The organism is Pseudarthrobacter kochi, assembly GCF_055412805.1.
In genome coordinates this window covers 78,322-101,972 of record NZ_JBVAYV010000005.1, presented here as the reverse complement: position 1 = coordinate 101,972, position 23,651 = coordinate 78,322, and the positions used below count along the sequence as shown (strand labels likewise).

Below are 23,651 nucleotides of genomic sequence, written 5' to 3'. Positions count from 1 at the left end.
GGGAACTAGGCTGGCACCTGTGAGCGAAACTACCAAACCGGCCCCTTCCCCCCTTTCGGCAGACGCCTCGGCAGACCCGGCACCTGCCCCCGGCACTGCCTCCGTCCACGTCGCCGAGCCGGCCAGGAAGACCCGCCGCGCCGTCGCGGAGGTCTCCGCCACAGAGGCCCCGGTGGTGCCCATCACCGACCAGCCCCGGCTGCTGGTCCTCGACGGCCACTCCATGGCTTTCCGGGCCTTTTATGCGCTGCCGGCCGAGAATTTCGCCACGTCGACGGGCCAGCACACCAACGCCGTCCACGGCTTCACCTCCATGCTGATCAACCTGATCAAAGAGCAGAAGCCCACGCACGTTGCCGTGGCGTTCGACGTATCCGACGACACGACGTTCCGCAAGGCCGAATACGACGGCTACAAGGGCGGCCGGAACGAGACGCCCCGGGAGTTCAGCGGGCAGATCGACCTGATCGAGAAGGTCATGACGGCCTGGGGCATCAAGACCATCAGCATGCCCGGCTTCGAGGCTGACGACGTTCTGGCCACGCTTGCCGCCCAAGGCGAGGCCGCGGGCTACGAAGTGCTGCTCGTCTCCGGCGACCGCGACACCTTCCAGCTCATCACGGACAACGTCTTCGTGCTCTACCCGAAGACCGGTGTGAGCAACATCCCGCGGATGGACGCCGAGGCCATCGAGGCCAAGTACTTCGTCACGCCCCCGCAGTATTCGGACCTCGCCGCCCTGGTCGGGGAGTCGGCCGACAACCTTCCCGGTGTCCCCGGCGTCGGGCCCAAGACCGCGGCCAAGTGGATCAACCTGTACGGCGGCCTCGAAGGCATCCTGGCGAACCTCGACTCGATCGGCGGCAAGGTGGGCGACGCCCTCCGGGAGCACCTCGAATCCGTCAAGCGGAACCGCCGGCTGAACCGCCTCCTGACCGACCTGGAACTGCCCGTCTCGCTCAAGGAGCTGGAGGAGCCCCGCCCGGACCACGATGCGATCGAGGAGATCTTTGACCGGCTGGAGTTCAAGACCCTCCGCACCAGGCTGTTCGCCCTCTACGGCAACGAAGCCGAGGACGCCGGGCAGGACAGCATCGAAGTCCCGGAATTCTCCACCCTCCGTGACGCGGCGGAGCTCAAGGCGTTCTTCGATGCCGGCAAGGGCCACCGCTCCGCCCTCGCCGTCGACTTCGCGCCGGGCCGCATCGTCGACGACGCCCCGGCCATCGCCGTGCTCCGCAAGGATTCTGCGGCCTACATCGACCTCACGGCGCTCGACGCCGGGGCCGAGTCCGTACTCGCGGGCTGGCTGCTGGATACGGAGGCAGCCAAGGTCACGCACGGCTTCAAAGCCGCGCTGAAGGCCTTTACCGCCCGCGGCCTCGGGCTGGACGGCGTCGTGGACGACACCTCGGTTTCCGGCTACCTGATCCAGCCGGACCGCCGCAGCTACGAACTCGCCGAGCTCGCGCAGCACCACCTCAAGATGACGGTTTCCACGGAGGCCGCCAAAACCGGACAACTGGAGCTCGCCTTCGGGGGAGAGGACGACGGCGCCGCAACCGGCGCGCTCGTGCAGCAGGCCGCCGTCGTGTTCGCCTTGAGCCACCACTTCGAAACGGAGCTGAGGGTCCGGCAGGCGCAGGAGCTGCTGACCAGCCTGGAACTGCCGGTCAGCCGGGTGCTGGCCCGGATGGAACTTGACGGCATCGCCGTGTCCATGGACCGGATGAACGAGCAGCTCGCGGACCTGGCCAAGGTGATCGACAACGCCCAGGAGCTGGCGTTCGCCGCGATCGGGCACGAGGTGAACCTCGGCTCGCCCAAGCAGCTGCAGACGGTGCTGTTCGAGGAACTGGGCCTGCCCAAGACCAAGAAGATCAAGTCCGGCTACACCACCGACGCCGCCTCGCTGAAGCACCTGCTGGAAAAGACCGGCCACGAATTCCTGGTCCAGCTCATGGCCCACCGGGAATCCGCGAAACTGCGGCAGATGGTCGAATCGCTGAAGAAGTCCGTGGCCGAGGACGGCCGGATCCACACCACCTACGCCCAGAACGTGGCCGCCACCGGGCGGATCTCCTCCAACAACCCGAACCTGCAGAACATCCCCGTCCGCAGCGAGGAAGGCCGCCGGGTGCGGAGCATCTTCGTCGTGAGCGACGGCTACGACTGCCTGCTGTCCGCCGACTATTCGCAGATCGAAATGCGGATCATGGCCCACCTTTCCGGCGACCCCGGGCTGATCCAGGCCTACAAGGAGGGCGAGGACCTGCACCGTTACGTCGGCTCGCACATCTTCCATGTGCCCCCGGCCGAGGTCACCAGCGCGATGCGGTCCAAGGTCAAGGCCATGTCCTACGGCCTGGCCTACGGGCTGACGTCGTTCGGACTGTCCAAGCAGCTGGAGATCTCCGTGGACGAGGCCCGGACGCTCATGAAGGAGTACTTCGAGCGTTTCGGGGCGGTCCGCGACTACCTCCGCGGCGTTGTGGAGCAAGCCCGGATCGACGGCTACACCGCCACCATCGAAGGGCGGCGCCGCTACCTGCCGGACCTGACCAGCACCGACCGCCAGCTTCGCGAAATTGCCGAACGGGTGGCCTTGAACTCGCCCATCCAGGGCTCGGCCGCGGACATCATCAAGCGCGCCATGCTGGGCGTCTCCGGCGCGCTGGCCGAACAGGGCCTGAAATCCCGGATGCTGCTCCAGGTCCATGATGAACTGGTCCTCGAAGTGGCCCCTGGCGAGCGTGAGGCCGTGGAGAAGCTCGTGACGGAACAGATGGGCTCGGCCGCCAGCCTCACCGTTCCGCTGGACGTGCAGATCGGCATCGGCTCCAGCTGGTACGAGGCAGGGCACTAGCCGTCCATTCAGCGCGGTCTCCGGGCGCCCCTCCAAGGGGTTGGTTCCGGGCACCGCAGGAATTCCAGGGGGAGAACACATGGCAGAGAATTACGAGCTCCGGCGGTTCCGTGCAGCCGAAAAAGGCGAACCGGACTACGCGCTGGGGGTTTCCTGGCTGCGCGGTGTCGGCGTCGGGTTCTACGACGAGCGGCACAAGGACGAGTTCGTGGACAAGGTCATGGCCACGTACCGCGTGGACAACCGTGAAATGACCGGGGTCTACCAGGCCGGTGCCGTCGCAGCCCACTCCCTGTCGGCCGACATTCCCGTGGCAACCTTCGGGACCCTGCGCAAGGACCTGAACGTGGGCTACGGCAGGCAGCTCGAAGCGCAGCTGATCACCGCCGTGACCGTCCGCGGAACCCACCGCCGCCAGGGGCTCCTGCGCCGGATGATGACAGAGGACCTGGCCGCGTCGAAAGCCGACGGCCTGGCGATCGCTGCCCTGACGGCGTCGGAGGCCTCCATCTACGGGCGGTTCGGCTTCGGCGTCGCGACGTTCGAACGCAGCATCAAAGTCGACACCGGCCCGCGCTTCCGGCTGCGGCACAATCCGACCGGTACCGTCGAGATCGCTGACCGGAAGGTCCTGCTGGAGCTGGCACCGGGGGTGTTCGACCGCGTCCACCGGGTCACCCCGGGGTCGATCGTGCGGCAGGACGCGTACCGGCAGCGCAGTTCGGGAACCCTCGGCCGGGACGGCGCGGAGGACGAGTCGATCCGCTGCGCCCTGCACTACGACGCCGACGGCGTGGTGGACGGCTATGTCGCCTACAAGTTCTCCGGCTGGGACACCAAGCCCCACACCATGGACGTCATCGACCTCGTGGCGGCCACCGAGTCCGGCTACCTGGAGCTGTGGCAGTTCCTTGGCAGCCTCGACCTCGTCCAGCGGGTCACATGGCCCGAAGCCCCCGTGGACGATCCGCTGACGTGGGCCCTGGAGGATCCGCGCTGCATCGAGTCCTCCGAGAACGGGGACATGCTCTGGCTCCGGATCCTGGACACAGTTAAGGCCCTGGGCGCGCGACGCTATGCAGCGGACGGCAGCCTGGTCCTGCGCGTCACCGATACCCTGGGCTTCGCGGCCGGCACGTTCACCCTGGGCGTGAGCGCCAGCGAAGCGCGGGTTGCGGCTGCTCCGGAAGGCGCCGAACCGGACCTTACCCTCGACGTCGCGGAACTGGGATCCATCTATCTGGGCGCTGTCTGCCCGGTGACGCTGACGGCCGCCGGCCGGATCGCCGAGCACACTCCCGGGGCCGCGCGGACAGCGCGACTCATGTTCGCCGTCGAACGCGCAGCGCACTGCCTGACGCATTTCTAGTGGCCTCCGCCGTCCAGTTGCGCAGTCCCGTTGCGCTTTGACCGGCGTTGCCGTATACGACTAGACTAAACGGGCGTGTACTACGTGCGCGCATCTTCAATCCACAAATCAGGATGACCCGGCGATATGCCGTGTTCTGTGCCCGGGTCGCCGACCCGGATGCAGCGGTTCGCCTGACCGACTCACTATCCACAACGGAGCCCCTACTACATGACCATCACCTCCACCGAGAAGCCCGGTACCCCCGTAGTCGCGATTAACGACATCGGTACCGCTGAGGACTTCCTCGCAGCAGTCGACGCCACCATCAAGTACTTCAACGACGGAGACCTCGTCGAAGGTACCGTCGTCAAGGTCGACCGCGACGAAGTTCTGCTCGACATCGGTTACAAGACCGAAGGTGTCATTCCCTCCCGCGAGCTGTCCATCAAGCACGACGTTGATCCCGGAGACGTCGTCTCCGTTGGCGATCTCGTCGAAGCCCTGGTGCTCACCAAGGAAGACAAAGAAGGCCGCCTGATCCTCTCCAAGAAGCGCGCTCAGTACGAGCGTGCCTGGGGCGACATCGAGAAGGTCAAGGAAGAAGACGGTGTCGTCACCGGTACCGTCATCGAGGTTGTCAAGGGTGGTCTTATCCTCGACATCGGTCTGCGCGGCTTCCTGCCCGCATCCCTCGTCGAGATGCGCCGTGTGCGCGACCTTGCTCCGTACATCGGTCAGAAGATCGAAGCCAAAATCATCGAGCTGGACAAGAACCGCAACAACGTTGTGCTGTCCCGCCGTGCATGGCTCGAGCAGACCCAGTCCGAGGTCCGCTCCACGTTCCTCAACAAGCTGGAAAAGGGCCAGGTTCGTCCCGGCGTCGTTTCCTCCATCGTCAACTTCGGTGCCTTCGTGGACCTGGGCGGCGTAGACGGCCTCGTCCACGTTTCCGAGCTGTCCTGGAAGCACATCGACCACCCGTCCGAGGTTGTCGAAGTTGGCCAGGAAGTCACCGTCGAGGTCCTCGAGGTCGACCTGGACCGCGAGCGTGTGTCCCTGTCGCTCAAGGCTACGCAGGAAGATCCGTGGCAGACCTTCGCCCGCACCCACGCCCTCGGGCAGGTTGTTCCGGGTAAGGTCACCAAGCTGGTTCCGTTCGGCGCGTTCGTTCGCGTTGAAGACGGCATCGAAGGCCTGGTCCACATCTCCGAGCTCGCCGTGCGCCACGTTGAGCTGGCCGAGCAGGTTGTATCCGTAGGGGATGAGCTGTTCGTCAAGGTCATCGACATCGACCTCGAACGCCGCCGCATCTCGCTGTCCCTCAAGCAGGCCAACGAGGGCGTCGACGCCGAGTCCACCGAATTCGATCCGGCTCTCTACGGCATGGCCGCCGAGTACGACGAAGAGGGCAACTACAAGTACCCGGAGGGCTTCGATCCGGAGTCCAACGAGTGGCTTGAAGGCTACGAGACGCAGCGCGCCGCCTGGGAGCAGCAGTACGCTGACGCCCAGACCCGCTGGGAAGCCCACAAGAAGCAGGTTGTCCAGCACGCTGCCGACGACGCTGCAGCTGCAACGTCCGGTGAGAGCGACTCCGGCACCACCAGCTACTCCTCCGAGCCGGCTGCAGCCGAGTCCACCACCGGTGGCGGCACGCTCGCTTCCGACGAGGCTCTTGCAGCACTGCGCGAGAAGCTGACCGGCAACTAACTGCCTCTGGTTCCCGGGGAGTCCGCTCCCCGGGGCTCGGCAGTTCGTAGCTTGAAGTAGCACCGTCAAGGTGGCCGTCCCCTCCGGGGGCGGCCACTTTGCGTTGTGGGACATGCCCCGCGGGTTCAGCCCCAGGGGGACATGCCCAGTGGTGGGTGCTGCCATTGAACATGTGGGCTCTATGTCCAACCTTCGGGCCTGGGGCGGGACATGCCCAGAGCTGCTGGTGGGTCCGGGCCGCGCCGGGGGAGCATGCCCGGCCCGCCGGTTGGTCGCGGCGAGGGGACATGTCCAGTTCCGGCTCCCGACGTCGGACATGTGGCCACTATGTCCTTTCGCATTCCCTACGGGGGAGCATGTCCGGCGGCGTTCGACGATGATGCCTCGACTGAGTTCAAGTTCGAGAACACCCCGATCAACCTGCTGAATTCCTCAGAAGCACCGGAACTCGTAGTCCTCGCCGTGGCGGCTTCCCTCGAGGCAGGTGCCCGGATGCAGTCCGCCATCTAGGTCGACGACGCCAGGTGAAATTGCGGTCGCGGCCACGTAGCCATGGGATGGGGACATGTCCAACTTTGGCCCCGGCGGGTGGGCACGCTGGGACTATGTCCAAGGTCTTGGGCCATCGTGGGGCATGTGCAGTCCTTGGACGCGAAGCCCAGCACGGGACATGTCCAGTGGCGGCCCCGGCGGGTGGGCACGCTGGGACTATGTCCAAGGTCTTGGGCCATCGTGGGGCATGTGCAGTCCTTGGACGCGAAGCCCAGCACGGGACATGTCCAGTGGCCGGCCGGGCGGGTGGGCACGCGGACCCTAGCGCAGCGCGATCCTGGCCTTGACCGGGACGGCGGCGGCAGCGGAGGCTTCGCCTTCCTCCAGCTCGGCCCCGGCTGAGCGCAGGAGGACCAGTGCCGCGGCATTCCCGGCCGTTGTGTCGGCCTCCAGCACCGAAGCCCCGGACGCCGCGGCCCGGTCGATCACGAGGCGAAGGGCCTCCCGGGCGATCCCCCTGCCCCGGAAGCTGCGGCCGAGCCAGATTCCTGTTTCCAGCGCGCCTGCCCCGGTCCGCTTGAGCCGGATGGATCCTGCCAGTTCCCCGTCGGAGCTGATGGCCCAGCTCTTCTGCTGTGCAGGCCCGTCGAGTCCGGCCGCCGCATGGTGGTATTCGCGGAACCAGCTGATCCGGTCCGAGTTCCAGCCGGCGGCGCTGCCCAGGGGAGGGGTTACCTCGTCGGCGTCGGCGTCCTGGATCGCCACGGTCAGGAGTTGCTCCAGGACCGCCTCGGAGACATCGACGAGGCGGACAGCGGCGGGGGTGGGCTCAGCGGCATCGGAAGACTCAGTGCGGGACATCGATCCACTCCGTTTCTCCAGGCAGCAATTCGGCGGTTCCGGCAGACAACGCGGCGAGCCGTTCGGCCGCCCTGGCAAGGTCTGCCGGATCATCCGGCAGGGCTAACCTCAGGACAGTAGTTTGCGCCTCATAACTGCTTTCGGCCATGACATATCCCGCGGCGCGCAGGTCATTTTCCAGCCGCCCGGCCGCCGTGTGCGGAACGGTCACCGAGCAGATCCGCAGCCGCCGGCGTTGCACCAGCGGCGCCCGGTCCAGGGCCGCGGACACGGATTCCGAGTAGGCCCGGACCAGTCCGCCGGCGCCGAGCAGGATCCCGCCGAAGTACCGCACCACGACGGCGGTCACGTCGCTGAGGTCCGCCACGCCGGGCGCGGTTTCGCGTTTCAGCAGCGCGTCGAGCATTGGGATGCCCGCGGTGCCGGACGGCTCGCCGTCGTCGTTGGAGCGCTGGACGTCGCGGTCCGGACCGAGAACGAAGGCGGAGCAGTGGTGCCGCGCGGCGTAAAATTCCCGGCGCAGCCCGGCCAGGACCGAACGGGCGCTCTCCTCGTCCGCGGTGCGGTGCAGCACGGTGATGAACCGGGAGCGTTTCACCTCGAGCTCGTGGCGGAACTCCTGGCCTGCCGCCAGCGTGGTGTAAACGGTGGCCCTGCTCTCCGGGAAAACCGCATCATCAGCCACCGGATCAGTTTAGTCTGGTGGGGTGCTGAAAATCGGGTTGACGGGCGGCATCGCCTCAGGCAAGTCAGTGGCCGCCTCGCGCCTGCGCGAACTCGGCGCCGTGGTGATCGACGCCGACGCCCTGGCCCGTGAGGTCGTGGAGCCCGGAACGCCGGGGCTCGCCAAGGTGGTGGACGCTTTCAGCAAAGCCGTCCTGACGCACGACGGCGGCCTGGACCGGCCGAAGCTCGGCGCCCTTGTCTTCGGCAACCCGGATCGGCTCGCGGTGCTCAACAGCATCATCCACCCCCTCGTCCGGGAGCGTGCCGCCGCGCTGGCCGCAGCGGCCCCGAAGGGCGGCGTCGTGGTCCAGGACATCCCGCTCCTCGTCGAGACCGGCCAGGGCCACAATTTCCACCTGGTCGTGGTGGTGGACGCCCCGGACGCTGTCCGGGTGCAGCGCATGATGCAGCACCGGCACATGACCGCCGCGGACGCGCAGGCCAGGATGGCCGCACAGGCCGGCAGGCAGGACCGGCTGGCAGCGGCAGACGTTGTCCTGGACAACTCAGGATCCAAGGAGGAACTCCGCGACTCCGTGGACCGGCTCTGGAAGTTCCGGCTCGCGCCGTTCGCGGAGAACCTGTCCAAGCGCCGCCTCGCGCCGCGGACCGGCGGGCCGGTGCTGACGCCCGCCAACCCGGACTGGCCCGCGCAGGCCGCCCGGCTCATCGCGCGCCTGCGGGCGGCCGCGGCGCCGGACATCCTGGCCCTTGACCATGTCGGTTCCACTGCCGTTCCCGGACTCGCGGCGAAGGACGTTCTTGACCTCCAGCTCGGCGTGGAGGACATGGCCGCCGCGGACCGGATTGCGCCGCTGCTGGCGGAGGCCGGGTTCCCCGCCTGGCCCGGCGTTGTCGCCGATAACCCCAAGCCCCCGCACCCCGACCCGGCGGACTGGCGAAAGCGGCTGCACGGCAACGCGGACCCCGGGCGGGCGGTCAACCTCCACGTCCGGGCGGTGGGATCCCCGGGCTGGCAGTTCGCGCTCTGCTTCCGGGACTGGCTGCGCGACGACGCGGACGCCCGGGCTGACTACCTCGCCGAGAAGCGCCGGGTCGCCAGGCTGCACGACGTCGACAAATCCACTGCGGGCTACGCTGCCGACAAGGAAGCCTGGTTCGCCGGGCACGCCGCGGTGCGGATGGAGGAGTGGGCGCAGCGCACCGGCTGGAAACCGCCGTCGTACAGCACCCCGGGACCGGAGAGCCGGCCGGAGAACCGGCTGGAGAACCTGCCGGCGACGGACCCGGGCGATACCACCCCGGGTACCGCCCAAAGCTGAATCAGGACACAGCGTCGGGGGCCGGCGGTAGATTAGATACATGAGTCTTGCCCAGCAGATCAACCGTGTCGTGGCACCCTTCGAGGTCATCAGCGAGTTCCAGCCGGCGGGAGACCAGCCCGCCGCCATTGCTGAACTGACCGAACGCATCAAGAACGGCGAGAAGGACGTGGTGCTGCTCGGCGCCACCGGTACCGGCAAGAGCGCGACGACGGCGTGGCTGATCGAACAGGTCCAGCGGCCCACCCTGGTGATGGTGCAGAACAAGACCCTCGCCGCGCAGCTCGTCAACGAATTCCGCGAGCTGCTTCCGAACAACGCCGTCGAGTACTTCGTCTCCTACTATGACTACTACCAGCCGGAAGCCTACGTGGCGCAGACGGACACTTTCATCGAGAAGGACTCCTCCGTCAACGAGGAAGTCGAACGGCTCCGGCACTCCGCCACCAACGCGCTGCTGACCCGCCGGGACGTCATCGTCGTCGCCACCGTGTCATGCATCTATGGCCTCGGAACCCCGGAAGAGTACATCGCCGGCATGGTGACACTCCGCAAGGGCGCCGAAATGAACCGCGATGACCTGCTCCGGAAATTCGTTTCCATGCAGTACTCCCGCAACGACATGGACTTCCACCGCGGCACGTTCCGGGTCCGCGGCGACACCGTGGAAATCATCCCCATGTACGAGGAGCTGGCGATCCGGATCGAGTTCTTCGGGGACGAGATCGAGAACATCTACACCCTGCACCCGCTCACCGGGGAAATCATCCGGGATGAGACCGAGATGTATGTCTTCCCGGCCTCGCACTACGTGGCCGGCCCGGAACGCATGGGCCGGGCGATCAAGCGGATCGAGGACGAGCTCGCCGAGCGGCTCCAGGTCCTGGAGAGCCAGAACAAGCTCGTCGAGGCCCAGCGCCTGCGGATGCGCACCACCTACGACCTCGAAATGATGCAGCAGATGGGGTTCTGCAACGGCATCGAGAACTACTCCAGCCACATCGACGGCCGCGCCCGCGGGACAGCGCCGCACTGCCTTATCGACTACTTCCCGGACGACTTCCTCCTGGTCATTGATGAGTCCCACGTCACCGTCCCGCAGATCGGCGCCATGTACGAGGGCGACATGTCCCGCAAGCGCAACCTGGTGGACCACGGCTTCCGGCTGCCCTCGGCGATGGACAACCGGCCGCTCAAATGGGACGAGTTCCAGGACCGTGTGGGCCAGACCGTCTACCTCTCAGCCACCCCGGGCAAGTACGAGCTCGGCAAGTCCGACGGCTTCGTCCAGCAAATCATCCGGCCCACCGGGCTCATTGACCCCGAGGTGATCGTGAAGCCCACGAAGGGCCAGATTGATGACCTTCTCGGCGAGATCAAGACCCGCACCGCGAAGAACGAACGCATCCTGGTCACCACCCTGACCAAGCGGATGGCCGAGGACCTCACCGACTATCTGCTGGGGCACGGTGTCAAGGTCGAATACCTGCACTCGGACGTGGACACGCTGCGCCGGGTCGAGCTGCTCCGTGAACTCCGGATGGGCGTCTTCGACGTGCTGGTCGGCATTAACCTCCTCCGTGAGGGCCTGGACCTGCCCGAAGTGTCCCTGGTCAGCATCCTGGATGCGGACAAGGAAGGCTTCCTGCGCTCGGCGACGTCGCTGATCCAGACCATCGGCCGCGCCGCCCGCAACGTCTCCGGCGAGGTGCACATGTACGCGGACCGGATCACCGACTCGATGGCGAAGGCCATCGACGAGACCAACCGCCGCCGCGCGATCCAGGTGGCGTACAACACCGAAAACGGCGTCGACCCGCAGCCGCTGCGGAAGAAGATCGCCGACATCACCGACCAGATAGCCAAGGAGGACGCCGACACCCGCGAGCTCCTCGCCAACGCCGGCAAGGCGCGCGGCAAGGGCAAGGGCGGAGCCAAGGTGCGGGCGGACGGGCTGGCGGCAGCGCCGGCTGAGGACCTTGTCGGCCTGATCGAGCAACTCACCGAACAGATGCATGCCGCCGCCGGGGAGCTCCAGTTTGAGCTCGCCGCACGGCTCCGTGACGAGGTCGGGGAGCTCAAGAAGGAGCTGCGCCAGATGCAGTCCGCAGGGCACGCCTAGGGTAATGTTGGTCGGACGTAGGGGAGTATCCCAAGCGCTACGATCGTCAACACGCACGGCACAGATGCCCTGCCGGGCGTAGCGGGCAGCCAAAAAGTACCAGGTACGCAGTACCGGACCGCCAGGCCAGTCGGAGAGACTTACACCGCACAGTCACACCCTGCGAAAGGTATCTTCGTGCCCGAACTTCCCCTCTGGTTTGAGATCGGCTCCTTTGTCGTCCTCGGCATCATCCTGGCCATTGACCTGTTGCTGGTGGTGAAACGTCCGCATGAGCCGTCCATGAAGGAAGCCGGCCTGTGGGTGTCGTTCTATATCGCCCTCGCGCTGGTCTTCGCCGGAGCCATGTTCGCCTTCACCGGCCCCGAGTTCGGCGGACAGTTCATTGCCGGCTGGGTGACCGAATACAGCCTCAGCATCGACAACCTGTTTGTCTTCATCATCATCATGGCCCGCTTCTCGGTACCCCGTAAGTACCAGCAGGAAGTGCTCATGGTGGGCATCATCATCGCCCTGATCCTGCGCGGCATCTTCATCCTGCTCGGGGCGATCGTGATCGAACAGTTCAGCTGGGTCTTCTACATCTTCGGCGCCTTCCTGCTCTGGACGGCCTGGAAGCAGTCCCAGGACGAGGGCGAAGACGAGGAGGACAAGGAAAACCCGCTCATCGCCCGGATCCGCAAGGTCCTGCCGATGTCGGAGAAGTTCGACGGCGGCAAGCTGCGCACCGTCGTGGACGGCAAAAAGGTCTTCACCCCCATGCTGATCGTCTTCGTGACCATCGGCATGACCGACCTTCTCTTCGCGGTGGACTCCATCCCGGCCATCTTCGGCCTCACCCAGAGCGCCTTCATTGTCTTCACCGCCAACATCTTCGCCCTGATGGGCCTGCGGCAGCTCTACTTCCTGCTCGGCGGGCTGATGAACCGCCTGATCTACCTGAAGCACGCCCTGTCCGTGATCCTCGCGTTCATCGGCGTGAAACTGATCCTGCACGCCATGCACGTCAACGAACTCCCGTTCATCAACGGTGGCCAGCACATCGAGTGGGCTCCGGAGATCCCGACGTATGTCTCCCTCGCGGTGATTATCGGCACCATCATCATCGCCGTCGTCGCCAGCCTGATCAGCTCCAAGGCCGCAAAGTCGAAGCTGGACACCCGGCTGGAAGAGGACTCCCGCAAGAGCCTGACCGACGCGGAGTAGCCTCACGGTTCGGCTAAGCTCGGACCGTGAAAATATTCGAACCCAGAGCAGCAGACGGTACGGTGCTGGCACCGACAAGGGTCCCGCGCCAAACCATTTGGGTGTTCAGCCCCGCCCAGCTCCTCGGCGGGGTGGGCAGCGGCGCCAGCCTATCGGTCGGGTCCCTGCTGGCCGTCCAGCTCTCCGGCTCGAACGCCTGGGCCGGTTCAGTCACCACCACCATGACCCTCGGCGCCGCCGCGGCCGCCCTGCCCCTCGCCGGACTTGCCGGACAGCACGGGCGGAGGGCCTCCCTCGTCACGGGCCTGCTCGCCGCGATGGCCGGCGCGGTGCTGGTGATCGTCTCCACGGTGACGGGCGCGTTCCCGGTACTGCTGCTGGCAGCTGCCCTGCTGGGACTCGGCACGGCCGCGAACCTGCAGGCCCGCTTCGCCGCCGTCGACCTCGCCGAGCCGGAACACCGCGGCCGTTCCCTGGCCGTTGTGGTGTGGGCCGTGACCATCGGCGCCGTCGCCGGACCCAACCTGATCCGGCCGGGCGCCCTCGTGGGGGAGGCACTCGGCCTGCCGGCGCTGGCCGGGCCCTTTGTGTTCTCGACGGCGGGGCTGGCGCTGGCCGCCCTGCTCCTGCTCATCGGACTGCGGCCGGACCCGCTGCTGCTCGCCGGCCGGCTCCGTTCCGACCGCCAACCGCCCGCCGACAGCGCACCGGCCAAGGGCACTGCTGGACACCGGCGGCGACACGGCCTGCGTCACGGACTGCGCGCCATCCGGGCCTCGCCGAGGGCAGGCATGGCCCTGCTCGCGGTCATTGCAGCCCATGGCTGCATGGCCGCCGTAATGTCGATGACGCCCCTCCACCTGCAACTGCTGACGGAGGGGCCGCTGGCGGACATGCCGGCCGGCCACACGCACGCCGCCAGCACCGATGTCCTGGTCCTGATCGGCTTCACCATCTCGCTGCACATCGCCGGGATGTACGCGCTCTCACCGGTCATGGGCTGGCTGACAGACAAGGCGGGCCGGCTCCCGGTCATCCTGCTGGGCCACGGCCTGATCCTGGTCTCAGTCCTCGTGGCCGGCTTCGGCCAGGCCGAACCGGCCCTGGTAACCATCGGCCTGGTGCTGCTTGGGCTGGGCTGGTCCGCAGCGACCATCGCCGGCTCCACCCTGCTGGCCGAAAGCGTCGGCGCGGACGACCGCGTCCTCGTCCAGGGCGTCTCTGACACCATGATGGGCGTCGCCGGCGCGGTCGGCGCTGGGTTCTCCGGGCTGGTGATGAGCGGCGTCGGCTATGCGGGCCTCAACATGGCGGCAGCCGCCGTCGCCTCGGTGGTATTCTCTGTCGCCCTCCTCGCTGTCCTGCGTGCCCGCAGCCTGGCGGCGGCCTGACCGGCGGAGTCAGCCGCCTCGGCTCATTCCCGTACGGAGCGGGTCAAGCCGAGGAGCCGGGCGAAGATGCCTTCGCCGTCGTCCGCGATGCCGTCGTGGTGGAAGTCCGCTGACTCCCAGACCTGCAGTCCGCGGACGGCCGCGGCCGTCCCGAGCGAGAGTTCGCGGTCAACATAGATGTCGTCGGTGTACACGGCCGCGGCCACCGGCACCGTGTTGACTGCGAGCTGTCCGGCGTCGTAGAGAGGTGGCCAGTCGTCCTTTTCGGCGAGGAGCCGGGCAACGTTCCGCAGCGGCCGGAGGGCGGGATCCTGCTCGAAGTACCAGGGATAGACCATTTCGCCGGTGAGCAACGGCTCAGGGGCGTCCGGGGAGAACTCCGGGAAATCCTGCAGCACCCGCCAGGCGGCCCAGCCCGTGGACTCGCCCTGGCCGTAGATGGATTCGTGCATCAGCGCGTACAACGGATTGGCGGAGCGCGACACGAGCCCGCGGACCTGCTCCAGGAAGGCGTCCGAAAGCCGGTCGCCGCCGGGTGTGCCGACGAAAGCGTCCTCCAGCAGGTGGTGCAGGGCGTCCACCCGGGTGTTTCCGCCCAGGAAGGATCCGACCATCTGGAAGCGTTCCGCGGTGAGCCGTTCGCCGTCGGGCAGGAATTCCTCCGTGGCGCGCAGGTGCCGGGCGATCCGGGTGACCGCCGCACGGTCCTCGGGGTACCGTCCAAAGTACTCGGCGTTGCGTGCCGCCACCCGCTGGAAGGTGGCCTGGTAGACGCGGTCCGCGGGCCCCGACAGCGGGGCCAGGCCTCCCGTGATCAGGGCCTCGCGCAGGCCGTCCGGGGCGAAGGACAGGTACGTGAGGGCACAGAAGCCGCCGTAGCTCTGGCCGTAGATCGTCCACGGCCCGGAGCCCAGGGCCAGCCGGATGGCCTCGGCGTCGGCGACGATGGAGTCCGCCCGGAAGTGCGCCAGGTAGTCCGCCTGGTCGGCGTCGTTCCCGCGCAGCGGCAGCGTGTTGCGGTCGATCGGAGCCGCCAGGCCGGTGCCGCGCTGGTCCAGCATGAGGATGCGGAAGTCCTTCGCGGCGGCCTTGCTCCAGCCGCCGAGCGCGGGAAGCCGGTTCCCGCGCCCGCCCGGGCCGCCCTGCAGGTACAGCAGCCACGGGAGCTGGTCGGCCGCTTCCTCGCTGTGGTCCGCGGAGACGTATTCGCGGGCGAAGACGGTGATGGTTTCGCCGGCGCCACCGCCGAAGTGGTCCAGCGGCACTTCGAAGTAGTGCTCCGCCGTGCGCATCCCGCGATAGGCATGCCGCGACTTGACCGTGTGCGGGACCGTTAGCTGCGCGGCCTCCAGGAGGTCCGCCCGGGACAGGGCAGCAGCCGTCCGGTCAACAACTGTCCGGTCAGCCACGGGCCTGGGCCTTGCGGGCGCCTCCGAAGGCTTCCAGCGCCTCGCCGGTGAGCCGGAAGGTGGACCATTCCTGCATCGGGTGGGCGCCGAGTTTCTTGTAGAAATTGATGGAGGGCTCGTTCCAGTCGAGGACGCTCCATTCGACGCGCGCATAGCCGCGGTCGACGGCAGTCTCGGCCAGGTGCTGCAGCAGCGCCTTGCCGTGGCCTTCGCCGCGGGCCTCGGGGCGCACGTACAGGTCCTCGAGATAGATGCCGTGGACACCCTCCCACGTGGAGTAGTTCAGGAACCAGAGGGCGAACCCCCGGACCTCGCCGGTCCCGTTCTCGGCCATGGCGGCGAACACCCGCGGGTTCTCGCCGAACAGGGCCTCGCCAAGCATCTCCGGGGTGTTCCGGACGGCGTCCGGCTCCTTCTCGTAGAGCGCCAGGTCATGGATCATGTGGAGGATTGCGGGGACATCGTTCGCCGTCGCGGGCCGGATTACACTCATTCTCCGAGTTTACTAGGGCCGCCTAGAGCCGGTTGACGTCCGTCACGCGCACGACGGCGGTGCCGGTCTCGTCCGATGCCGCGAGGTCCACCTCCGCGGAGATGCCCCAGTCATGGTTGCCCGCCGGGTCCTCAAAGATCTGCCGGACCTTCCACAGGCCCGGCTCCTCCGTGATCATCAGCAGGCCCGGGCCGCGGGCGTCCGGGCCGGTGCCGATGTCGTCGTGTTCGTCGAAGTAGTCATCCAGCACGTCCTCCCAGCGTTCGGCGTCCCAGCCGGAGCCGGAATCGAGCTCGCCAAGGGCGGTGGCGTCCTCGTCGGCGAAGAGCTCCACCCGGCGGAACATCTCGTTGCGGACCATCACGCGGAAGGCCCGAACGTTGGACGTGAGCGACGGAGGCGGGGGAGGCGGGGCGTCGTGCGGCGTCGGGGCCTTGCCGGAGGTGAGCTCCTCCCATTCATCGAGGAGGCTGGAGTCGACCTGGCGGACCAGCTCGCCGAGCCAGGCGATGAGGTCCTCGAGGTCCTCGCGGAGGGCGTCCTGGGGGACGGTCTGCCGCAGCGCCTTGAAGCCGTCGGCCAGGTAGCGCAGCACGATCCCCTCGGAGCGGGCCAGTCCGTAGAACTGGACGAACTCGCCGAAATTCATGGCCCGTTCGTACATGTCACGGACGATTGATTTGGGCGCGAGTTCGAAGTCGCCGATCCACGGTGCGGCCCGGCGGTAGACGTCGAAGGCCCCACCGAGGAGCTCCGCGAGTGGCTGCGGGTAGCTGACGTCGTCGAGCATGGCCATCCGCTGGTCGTAGTCGATCCCGTCGGCCTTCATCGCGGCGACGGCCTCGCCGCGCGCCTTCTTCAGCTGCGCGGACAGGATCTGCCGGGGCTTCTCCAGCGTCGACTCGATGACGGACACAACGTCCAGGGCGTACGACGGCGACTCCGGATCCAGCAGCTCCAGCGCCGCGAGGGCAAAGGGGGACAGCGGCTGGTTCAGGGCAAAGTTGGCCTGCAGGTGGACGGTCAGCCGGACGGTGCGGCCGTCGGTGCCCTGCTCCTGAAGCGGGATCCGCTCCACGACGCCGGCTGCCAGGAGCTCACGGTAGATGCCGAGCGCCTTCCGCATGAGCTGCAGCTGGGAGGAGCGGGTCTCGTGGTTTTCGGTGAGCAGCCGGCGGGCGGCCTGGAACGGATCGCCCGGCCGTTCCATCAGGTTCATCAGCATCGCGTGGGTCACGGCGAAGCTCGACGTCAGCGGATCCGGGACGGATTCCACCAGGCGCTTGTAGGTCGGTTCGCCCCAGGACACGAAGCCCTCCGGCGGCTTCTTTTTGACCACCTGGCGGAGCTTCTTCTGGTCGTCGCCGAACTTGGCCGTGGCCTTGGCCATCGCCTTGACGTTCTCGGTGACATGCTCCGGGGCCTGCACGACGACGGTCCCGGCGGTGTCGTAGCCGGCCCGGCCTGCCCGGCCGGCAATCTGGTGGAATTCGCGGGAGTTCAGCAGCCGGGTGCGGACGCCGTCGTACTTGCTCAGCGCGGTGAGCAGCACGGTGCGGATGGGGACGTTGATGCCCACGCCGAGCGTGTCGGTACCGCAGATGACCTTGAGCAGCCCGGCCTGGGCGAGCTGCTCCACGAGCCGGCGGTACTTCGGCAGCATCCCGGCGTGGTGGACGCCGATGCCGTGCCGGACCAGCCGGTTGAGGGTCTTGCCGAAGCCGGCGGCGAAGCGGAAACCGGCGATGAGCTCGGCGATTTTGTCCTTCTCCTCGCGGGTGCAGACGTTGATGCTCATGAGGTTCTGGGCCCGGTCGATCGCCTCCACCTGGCTGAAATGCACCACGTAGACGGGCACCTGTTTCGTGGCGAGGAGTTCCTCGAGCGTCTCGTGCACGGGCGTCTGCTCGTAGTAGTAGTGCAGCGGGATGGGCCGCTCCACCGAACTGACGGTCGTCGTCGGGCGGCCGGTCAGCCCGGTGATGCCGGCTTCGAAGCGGCTGACGTCGCCGAGCGTGGCGGACATCAGCAGGAACTGCGCCTGGGGGAGCTCCAGCAGCGGGACCTGCCAGGCCCAGCCGCGCTGCGGGTCCGAGTAGAAGTGGAACTCGTCCATGATGACGGCGCCGAGCTCGGCGGCGGCGCCCTCGCGGAGGGCGATGTTGGCCAGGATCTCCGCCGTGCAGCAGATGATCGGGGCGTCCTGGTTGACGCCGGAGTCGCCGGTGATCATGCCGACGTTCTCGGCGCCAAAGATCTCGCACAGGGCGAAGAACTTCTCCGAGACGAGGGCCTTGATCGGTGCGGTGTAGTAGCTCCGCTGCCCGCGGGCCATGGCCTGGAAGTGGACCGCGATCGCGACGAGTGACTTTCCCGATCCGGTGGGGGTGGCCAGGATGACGTTGGCGCCGGAGGCAAGCTCCATGATGGCCTCGTCCTGGGCGGTGTACAGGGCCAGCCCGCGGGTTTCCGTCCACTCGACGAAGCGGGTGTAGAGCTCGTCCGGGTCGAGGCCGGTCCGGCCTGGGACCCGGGCGGACGGTGCGGGGAGCTGATCAACAAGTTTCATTGCTCACCAGCTTAGTGGCCGGCGCCGCGGTAGGGTCGCGCGCCTCCATGGCCGCTGTTCCGGCCGGGGTTAGGCTTCGGACGGCGCATCGTTGCCGGTGACTGGAGGACAGCTGTGAAATGGGATCCCGCCAAGTACGTGCAGTTCGGGGACTACCGGGACAGGCCTTACTTTGACCTGACGGCCCGGGTCCACGCGGACGCGCCCCGTCATGTCGTCGACCTTGGCTGCGGTCCCGGGAACCTGACGGCCACCCTCGCCGGGCGCTGGCCCACGGCAGAGGTCACGGGCCTGGACTCCTCAGCGGAGATGCTGGCCCAGTCCGGCGGCCATGCGGATCAATTCGCCAATCTCTCGTTCAGCCAGTCGGATATCGCCGGCTGGACGCCCTCCCGCGACACCGACGTCGTTGTCACCAACGCAGCCCTCCAGTGGGTTCCCGGCCACCGGGACATGCTGGCCCGCTGGCTCGCCGCGCTCAGGCCCGGAGCCTGGTTCGCGCTTCAGGTGCCCGGCAACTTCAACTCGCCCTCGCACACGCTGATGCGCGGGCTTGCGGAGTCCGGGGCGTGGGCGGGCCGGCTCGCCGGGGTGCTGCGCCACGAGGATGTTGTGGGCGGGCCGGACGACTACTTGAACATCATGCTCGACGCCGGCTGCGATGCGGACGCGTGGGAGACCACCTATTTCCTGCTCCTGCCCGGTCCGAACCCCGTGCTGGAGTGGGTCCGCGGCACCGGACTCCGGCCGGTCCTTGCCGCCCTGTCCGCCGCGGATGCCCGCGCGTTCGAAGCCGAATACACGGCCTTGCTGGCGGAGGCCTACCCCGCCGGCCCGCACGGCACGGTGTTCCCGTTCCGCCGGATCTTTGCCGTCGCCCGCAAGCGGGAATGATCCGCACGGGTTTCCGGACCGGCGGAGGGTCCGGAACCGTGTGACAACGGAGCACTGTGTGAGCGTGGTTACAATGTCGGGGCAGCGTGGGGACGGCTGCCGCGAACGATCCGATCCGTGCCCTGGTCTAGCGATGGAGGTTCGGTGCTTATTGGCCTGACGGGCCGGCTGTTGGCCGCCCACAAAGGTACCGTGCTGGCCATTGTGGCCCTGCAGCTCGTGCAGACGACGGCCACCCTCCTCCTGCCCACCCTGAACGCGGGCATCATCGACAGCGGAATCGTCGCTGGCAATGTCCCGGTGATCCTGAGGCTGGGTTCCTGGATGGCCGCGATCGCCTGTGTGCAGGTCGCGGCGGCCATCGGCGCCGGCTATCTGGGCGCTGTTGCGGCGATGGAGCTTGGCCGGAAACTGCGGGAAGAGCTGTTTGCGAAGGTGCAGTCGATGTCCTCCCAGGAAGTCGGCGCGTTCGGTGCCGCCAGCCTGGTGACCCGGGCCACCAACGACGTCGCGCAGGTCCAGAACCTTGTTGTCCTCGTTTTCACGATGCTCGTCGCAGCGCCTGCCATCTTCATTGGCGGCATCGTGCTCGCCGTGCACCAGGACATCGCCCTGTCCGGCATCGTCGTCGCGGTGATTCCGGTGCTGGCGGTCATCATGGTTCTGATCGTGCGCCGGCTCATTCCGCTCTACCGGCAGGGCCAGGAGCTCATCGACAGGATCGGCCGGGTCCTGCGTGAGCAGATCATCGGCGCCAACGTCATCCGTGGCTTTGTGCGGCAAGGGCACGAGATCCGGCGCTTCGACGGCTCCAACAAGGAACTGACCCGGAACAACCTGCATTCCGCGCTGCTGGTTGCCGGGATGATGCCGCTGATCATGCTCGTGGTCAATCTCTCCTCCGTCGGTGTGGTCTGGTTCGGCGGCCACCGGATCCAGTCCGGTGAGATGCGGCTGGGCGCCCTGACAGCGTTCATCGCCTACATCCTGCAGATCCTGATCGCGATCATGATGGCGATGTACGTCTTCATGACAGCCCCCCGCGCGGCTGCCTGCGCGGAACGAATCCAGGCGGTCCTCGACACCGCGCCGTCGATCACGGACGGCCCGGGGGGTGCTGCGCCCGAAGGCAACGCCGTGGAGTTCCGAAACGTATCCTTTGCCTACCCCGGCGCCGAGGCGCCGGTCCTCGACGGCGTCAGCTTCACGGCCGTTCCCGGGACCGTGACGGCGGTCATCGGCGCGACGGGCAGCGGGAAAACCACCCTGCTGAACCTGCTGCCCAGGTTCCTGGAGGCCACCGGCGGCGCCATCAGCATCGGCGGACGCGATGTGCGCAGCCTGCCCCTGGCAACGCTGCGGAACCTGATCGCCGTCGTTCCCCAGCACTCCTATTTGTTCTCCGGGACGCTCGCCGGGAACTTGAGGATGGGCGCGCCGGACGCGACGGACGACGACCTCTGGCAGGTGCTGGGAAGCGCGCAGGCCGAGGGGTTCGTGCGGAAGCTGCCGCAAGGGCTGCAGTCACCGGTGAGCCAGGGCGGCACGAACTTTTCCGGCGGCCAGCGGCAGCGCCTGTGCATCGCCCGGGCCCTGCTCCGCGAGGCTCCCTTGTACTTGTTCGACGACAGCTTCTCGGCGCTTGACTACGGCACCGACTACCGGCTCCGCGAGGCGATGGGGCCGCTGCTGCACACGGCCACCGTCCTGATCGTCGCCGAACGGATAGCCACGATTGTGGACGCGGGGCTGATCCTGGTCCTCGAGGGCGGCCGGCTCGTGGCGCAGGGAACCCATCAGCAACTGATGGAGTCGTCGCCGAGCTACCAGGAGATCGCGGCCTCGCAGCTCGTCCTCGAGGAGACCCTGTGACCCCGGAACCGGCGCCCGGCGCCGGAGCGGACACCCCCACCACCGCCGGCGCCCGGGACCAGGCGCCGGTGGACACGCCGACGGGCGGCCGGCACGAATCCCTCCCGGCGGCCGCCCCCGGGGACGCCGCGAAGGGCAGCCGTTTCCGCTGGCGCACCGCTGGTCGACTGCTCGGACTGCTGCGCCCGTCGAAGTGGCTGATGGCCGGTGTCATCGCCGCCACGTGCGCCTTTGTGGTGCTCAACGTTGCGGCACCGAAAGTGCTGGGTGACGCCACCGACGTGGTCGTTGAGGGGGTGGTCGGGGGATCCTTCAACCAGGCCAAACTGGCCGCCCTGCTGGCGGGGGTGTCCGTCATGTACCTGGGTGCCTCCCTTTTCAGCTGGATCCAGGGAACCCTGACCGCCGTGGCGGTGCAGCGCCTGGGCTACGGGCTGCGCGCATCGGTGGAGCGGAAACTGCACGTCCTGCCGTCCAGCCACTTCGACGAGCAGCACCGCGGTGACGTGCTGAGCCGCGCCACCAACGACGTCGACAACGTCGCCCAGGCGCTCAACCAGCTGCTCAACCAGCTGATCATGTCGCTGTTGATGCTCTCCGGAGCCCTGGCCATGATGCTGTGGCTCTCCCCGGTCCTGGCCGTGATCGCGCTGGCCTCCGTCCCGGTGTCCACCCTCATCACCGTCCTCGTGGCCCGGAAGTCGCAGGCCCATTTCACCGAGCAATGGGGGAGTACCGGCGAGCTTCACGCGCAGCTGGAGGAGTTCTTCACCGGCCACGAGGTGGTCAAGGCCTTCGGACGGCAGGAGGCGGCCGCGGCCAGCTTCAAGGACGGCAACGACAAACTGGCCCGGGCCAGCACCCACGCCCAGTACGTGTCCGGCGTCGTTCAGCCCCTGATGGTGCTGGTGTCCAACCTCAACTACGTCGCCGTCGCCGTCGTCGGCGCCCTCCAGGTCCTGGCCGGAGCCATGACCATCGGCGGCCTGCAGGCCTTCATCCAGTTCAGCAGGCTCTTCAGCCAGCCGATGGGGCAGATTGGCGGCATGCTGACCCTTCTGCAGTCCTGCCTCGTGTCGGCCGGGCGGGTCTTTGAGCTCCTGGATGCGCCGGAGATCCCGGCCGAGACTGCCGCCGGTGCGGCGCCGGCCCGTGCGGGCGATGCACCGCCCGACGCCGCCGGCCGGGTCGCGTTTGAGCATGTCACCTTCGGCTACAGCCCGGTCTCGCCTGTGGTCCAGGACCTGTGCTTCGCGGTCGAACCCGGCCAGACCGTGGCGATCGTGGGGCAGACCGGCGCCGGCAAGACCACCGTGGTCAACCTCCTGATGCGCTTCTACGAACTGGATTCCGGCCGGATCACGGTCGACGGCGCGGACCTCGCCGAGCTGACCCGCGACGAACTTCGGGCCAACTTCGGCACGGTGCTGCAGGACGCCTGGCTCTTCACCGGCAGCATCCGCGACAACATCGAGTACGGCCGGCCCGGCGCGGGCGATGCCGAGATCGTCGCCGCGGCGCAGGCCAGCCATGTGGACCAGTTCGTCCGGGCCCTGCCCGGCGGCTACGCCACGATGCTCGGCAACGACGGCGACTCGCTGAGCCGCGGCCAGCGCCAGCTCATCTCGATTGCCAGGGCGCAGCTGGCAGGCCGCAACATCCTGGTCCTCGACGAGGCCACCAGTTCGGTGGACAGCCGCACCGAGGTGCAGATCCGGCAGGCCATGCGGCGTCTCCGGCAGGGACGCACCAGCTTCGTCATCGCCCACCGCTTGTCCACCGTCCGGGACGCTGATCTAATTCTGGTCATGGACCAAGGACGCATCGTTGAACAGGGCACGCACCGCCAACTCATTGCCGGGGGCGGTTTCTACCTGAAACTGTACGAGGCGCAGTTCGCCCGCCGCGAACAAGGCAAGCCCGCCCGGGAGACGGGAAAGTGACGTCCATCGAAGCATCAACCTCGCCGTTCCCCGGTGCCTGGCGACCCAATCCGGGCAGCTCTGTCCCGCTGTTTGACCAGCTCCGGCTCACCATTATTGAACGGGCCGACAACGGGACCCTGGCGCCCGGAACCAAGCTCCCTGCCGTCCGGAGCCTTGCCGGCGAACTGGGCGTCGCGCCGCACACGGTGGCCCGGGCCTACAAGGAACTGGAGGCGGCCGGCGTCGTCGTGACCAGGGGCCGGAACGGGACAGTGGTGTGCGCCCGGGACGAGGCCTGGAGTTCACTTTCCGCTGCCGCGGCCGGGTTCGCCGGTGCTGCGAAGGCCCAGGGCGCCAGCTTCGCCGAAGCCGTGCAGTTGCTGGCCGCCGCCTACGACCGGGAGTAACTCTCCGGTAGCACATCGTGCGGCGTTTCCCGGCCGGGGGCGCAGCCGGGAATAGAAATTCGAAGAAGTTTTCG

General features: G+C 67.6%; 17 protein-coding genes. 12 read left to right on the top strand and 5 right to left on the bottom strand.

The window, feature by feature from the left end:
• The first annotated feature begins 223 nt into the window (after positions 1–223).
• The 4 genes from polA (at position 224) to ACZY0Y_RS04540 (ending at position 6,437) form a co-directional block, all read left to right on the top strand.
• Positions 224–2,866, top strand: a complete 2,643-nt coding sequence (polA, locus tag ACZY0Y_RS04555; protein WP_463956986.1) for a DNA polymerase I — start codon at positions 224–226, stop codon at positions 2,864–2,866.
• Positions 2,867–2,945: 79 nt separating this feature from the next.
• Entirely contained in the window at positions 2,946–4,235 is a 1,290-nt protein-coding gene (locus ACZY0Y_RS04550) for a GNAT family N-acetyltransferase (protein WP_463956943.1), read from the top strand.
• 210 nt (positions 4,236–4,445) lie between these two features.
• Entirely contained in the window at positions 4,446–5,927 is a 1,482-nt protein-coding gene (rpsA, locus tag ACZY0Y_RS04545; RefSeq protein WP_463881275.1) for a 30S ribosomal protein S1, read from the top strand.
• A gap of 327 nt (positions 5,928–6,254) precedes the next feature.
• Complete coding sequence (locus ACZY0Y_RS04540) at positions 6,255–6,437, top strand: hypothetical protein (protein WP_463881272.1); 183 nt, start codon at positions 6,255–6,257, stop codon at positions 6,435–6,437.
• Positions 6,438–6,740: 303 nt separating this feature from the next.
• On the opposite strand, the gene ACZY0Y_RS04535 is transcribed toward ACZY0Y_RS04540, so the two are convergent.
• Together ACZY0Y_RS04535 and ACZY0Y_RS04530 are read right to left on the bottom strand one after the other, a co-directional pair.
• Positions 6,741–7,280 (bottom strand): GNAT family N-acetyltransferase, encoded by a 540-nt coding sequence (locus ACZY0Y_RS04535; RefSeq protein WP_463881270.1) that lies wholly within the window; start codon positions 7,278–7,280, stop codon positions 6,741–6,743.
• Positions 7,267–7,965: an IMPACT family protein gene (locus ACZY0Y_RS04530; RefSeq protein ID WP_463956942.1), complete on the bottom strand. Its 699-nt coding sequence runs from the start codon at positions 7,963–7,965 to the stop codon at positions 7,267–7,269. Before ACZY0Y_RS04530 ends, ACZY0Y_RS04535 begins: the two co-directional genes overlap by 14 nt.
• A 22-nt stretch (positions 7,966–7,987) precedes the next feature.
• Between ACZY0Y_RS04530 and coaE the strand changes: the two genes are divergently transcribed.
• The 4 genes from coaE (at position 7,988) to ACZY0Y_RS04510 (ending at position 14,008) form a co-directional block, all read left to right on the top strand.
• A complete protein-coding gene (gene coaE / locus ACZY0Y_RS04525) occupies positions 7,988–9,289 on the top strand; it encodes a dephospho-CoA kinase (protein ID WP_463956941.1) in 1,302 nt (433 codons plus the stop codon).
• Positions 9,290–9,329: 40 nt separating this feature from the next.
• Entirely contained in the window at positions 9,330–11,411 is a 2,082-nt protein-coding gene (uvrB, locus tag ACZY0Y_RS04520) for an excinuclease ABC subunit UvrB (protein ID WP_463881265.1), read from the top strand.
• A gap of 177 nt (positions 11,412–11,588) precedes the next feature.
• Complete coding sequence (locus ACZY0Y_RS04515; RefSeq protein ID WP_463881262.1) at positions 11,589–12,617, top strand: TerC family protein; 1,029 nt, start codon at positions 11,589–11,591, stop codon at positions 12,615–12,617.
• 26 nt (positions 12,618–12,643) lie between these two features.
• On the top strand, positions 12,644–14,008 hold the full coding sequence (locus ACZY0Y_RS04510) for an MFS transporter (protein WP_463956940.1): 1,365 nt from the start codon (positions 12,644–12,646) through the stop codon (positions 14,006–14,008).
• 23 nt (positions 14,009–14,031) lie between these two features.
• On the opposite strand, the gene ACZY0Y_RS04505 is transcribed toward ACZY0Y_RS04510, so the two are convergent.
• The 3 genes from ACZY0Y_RS04505 to ACZY0Y_RS04495 form a co-directional block, all read right to left on the bottom strand.
• On the bottom strand, positions 14,032–15,300 hold the full coding sequence (locus ACZY0Y_RS04505) for an alpha/beta fold hydrolase (protein ID WP_463956985.1): 1,269 nt from the start codon (positions 15,298–15,300) through the stop codon (positions 14,032–14,034).
• Positions 15,301–15,409: 109 nt separating this feature from the next.
• The gene (locus ACZY0Y_RS04500) at positions 15,410–15,910 is read right to left on the bottom strand and encodes a GNAT family N-acetyltransferase (RefSeq protein WP_463881257.1); all 501 of its coding nucleotides are present in this window, start codon (positions 15,908–15,910) and stop codon (positions 15,410–15,412) included.
• Between the two features lie 22 nt (positions 15,911–15,932).
• Positions 15,933–18,479 (bottom strand): DEAD/DEAH box helicase, encoded by a 2,547-nt coding sequence (locus ACZY0Y_RS04495; protein WP_463956939.1) that lies wholly within the window; start codon positions 18,477–18,479, stop codon positions 15,933–15,935.
• Between the two features lie 114 nt (positions 18,480–18,593).
• Between ACZY0Y_RS04495 and ACZY0Y_RS04490 the strand changes: the two genes are divergently transcribed.
• The 4 genes from ACZY0Y_RS04490 (at position 18,594) to ACZY0Y_RS04475 (ending at position 23,577) form a co-directional block, all read left to right on the top strand.
• The gene (locus ACZY0Y_RS04490) at positions 18,594–19,373 is read left to right on the top strand and encodes a trans-aconitate 2-methyltransferase (RefSeq protein ID WP_463956938.1); all 780 of its coding nucleotides are present in this window, start codon (positions 18,594–18,596) and stop codon (positions 19,371–19,373) included.
• Positions 19,374–19,517: 144 nt separating this feature from the next.
• Positions 19,518–21,245 carry an ABC transporter ATP-binding protein gene (locus tag ACZY0Y_RS04485; RefSeq protein WP_463956937.1) on the top strand — a complete coding sequence of 576 codons (1,728 nt, stop codon included), beginning with the start codon at positions 19,518–19,520 and terminating at the stop codon, positions 21,243–21,245.
• Positions 21,246–21,445: 200 nt separating this feature from the next.
• On the top strand, positions 21,446–23,188 hold the full coding sequence (locus ACZY0Y_RS04480; RefSeq protein ID WP_463956984.1) for an ABC transporter ATP-binding protein: 1,743 nt from the start codon (positions 21,446–21,448) through the stop codon (positions 23,186–23,188).
• Positions 23,185–23,577: a GntR family transcriptional regulator gene (locus ACZY0Y_RS04475; protein WP_463881249.1), complete on the top strand. Its 393-nt coding sequence runs from the start codon at positions 23,185–23,187 to the stop codon at positions 23,575–23,577. Before ACZY0Y_RS04480 ends, ACZY0Y_RS04475 begins: the two co-directional genes overlap by 4 nt.
• Positions 23,578–23,651: the final 74 nt, after the last annotated feature.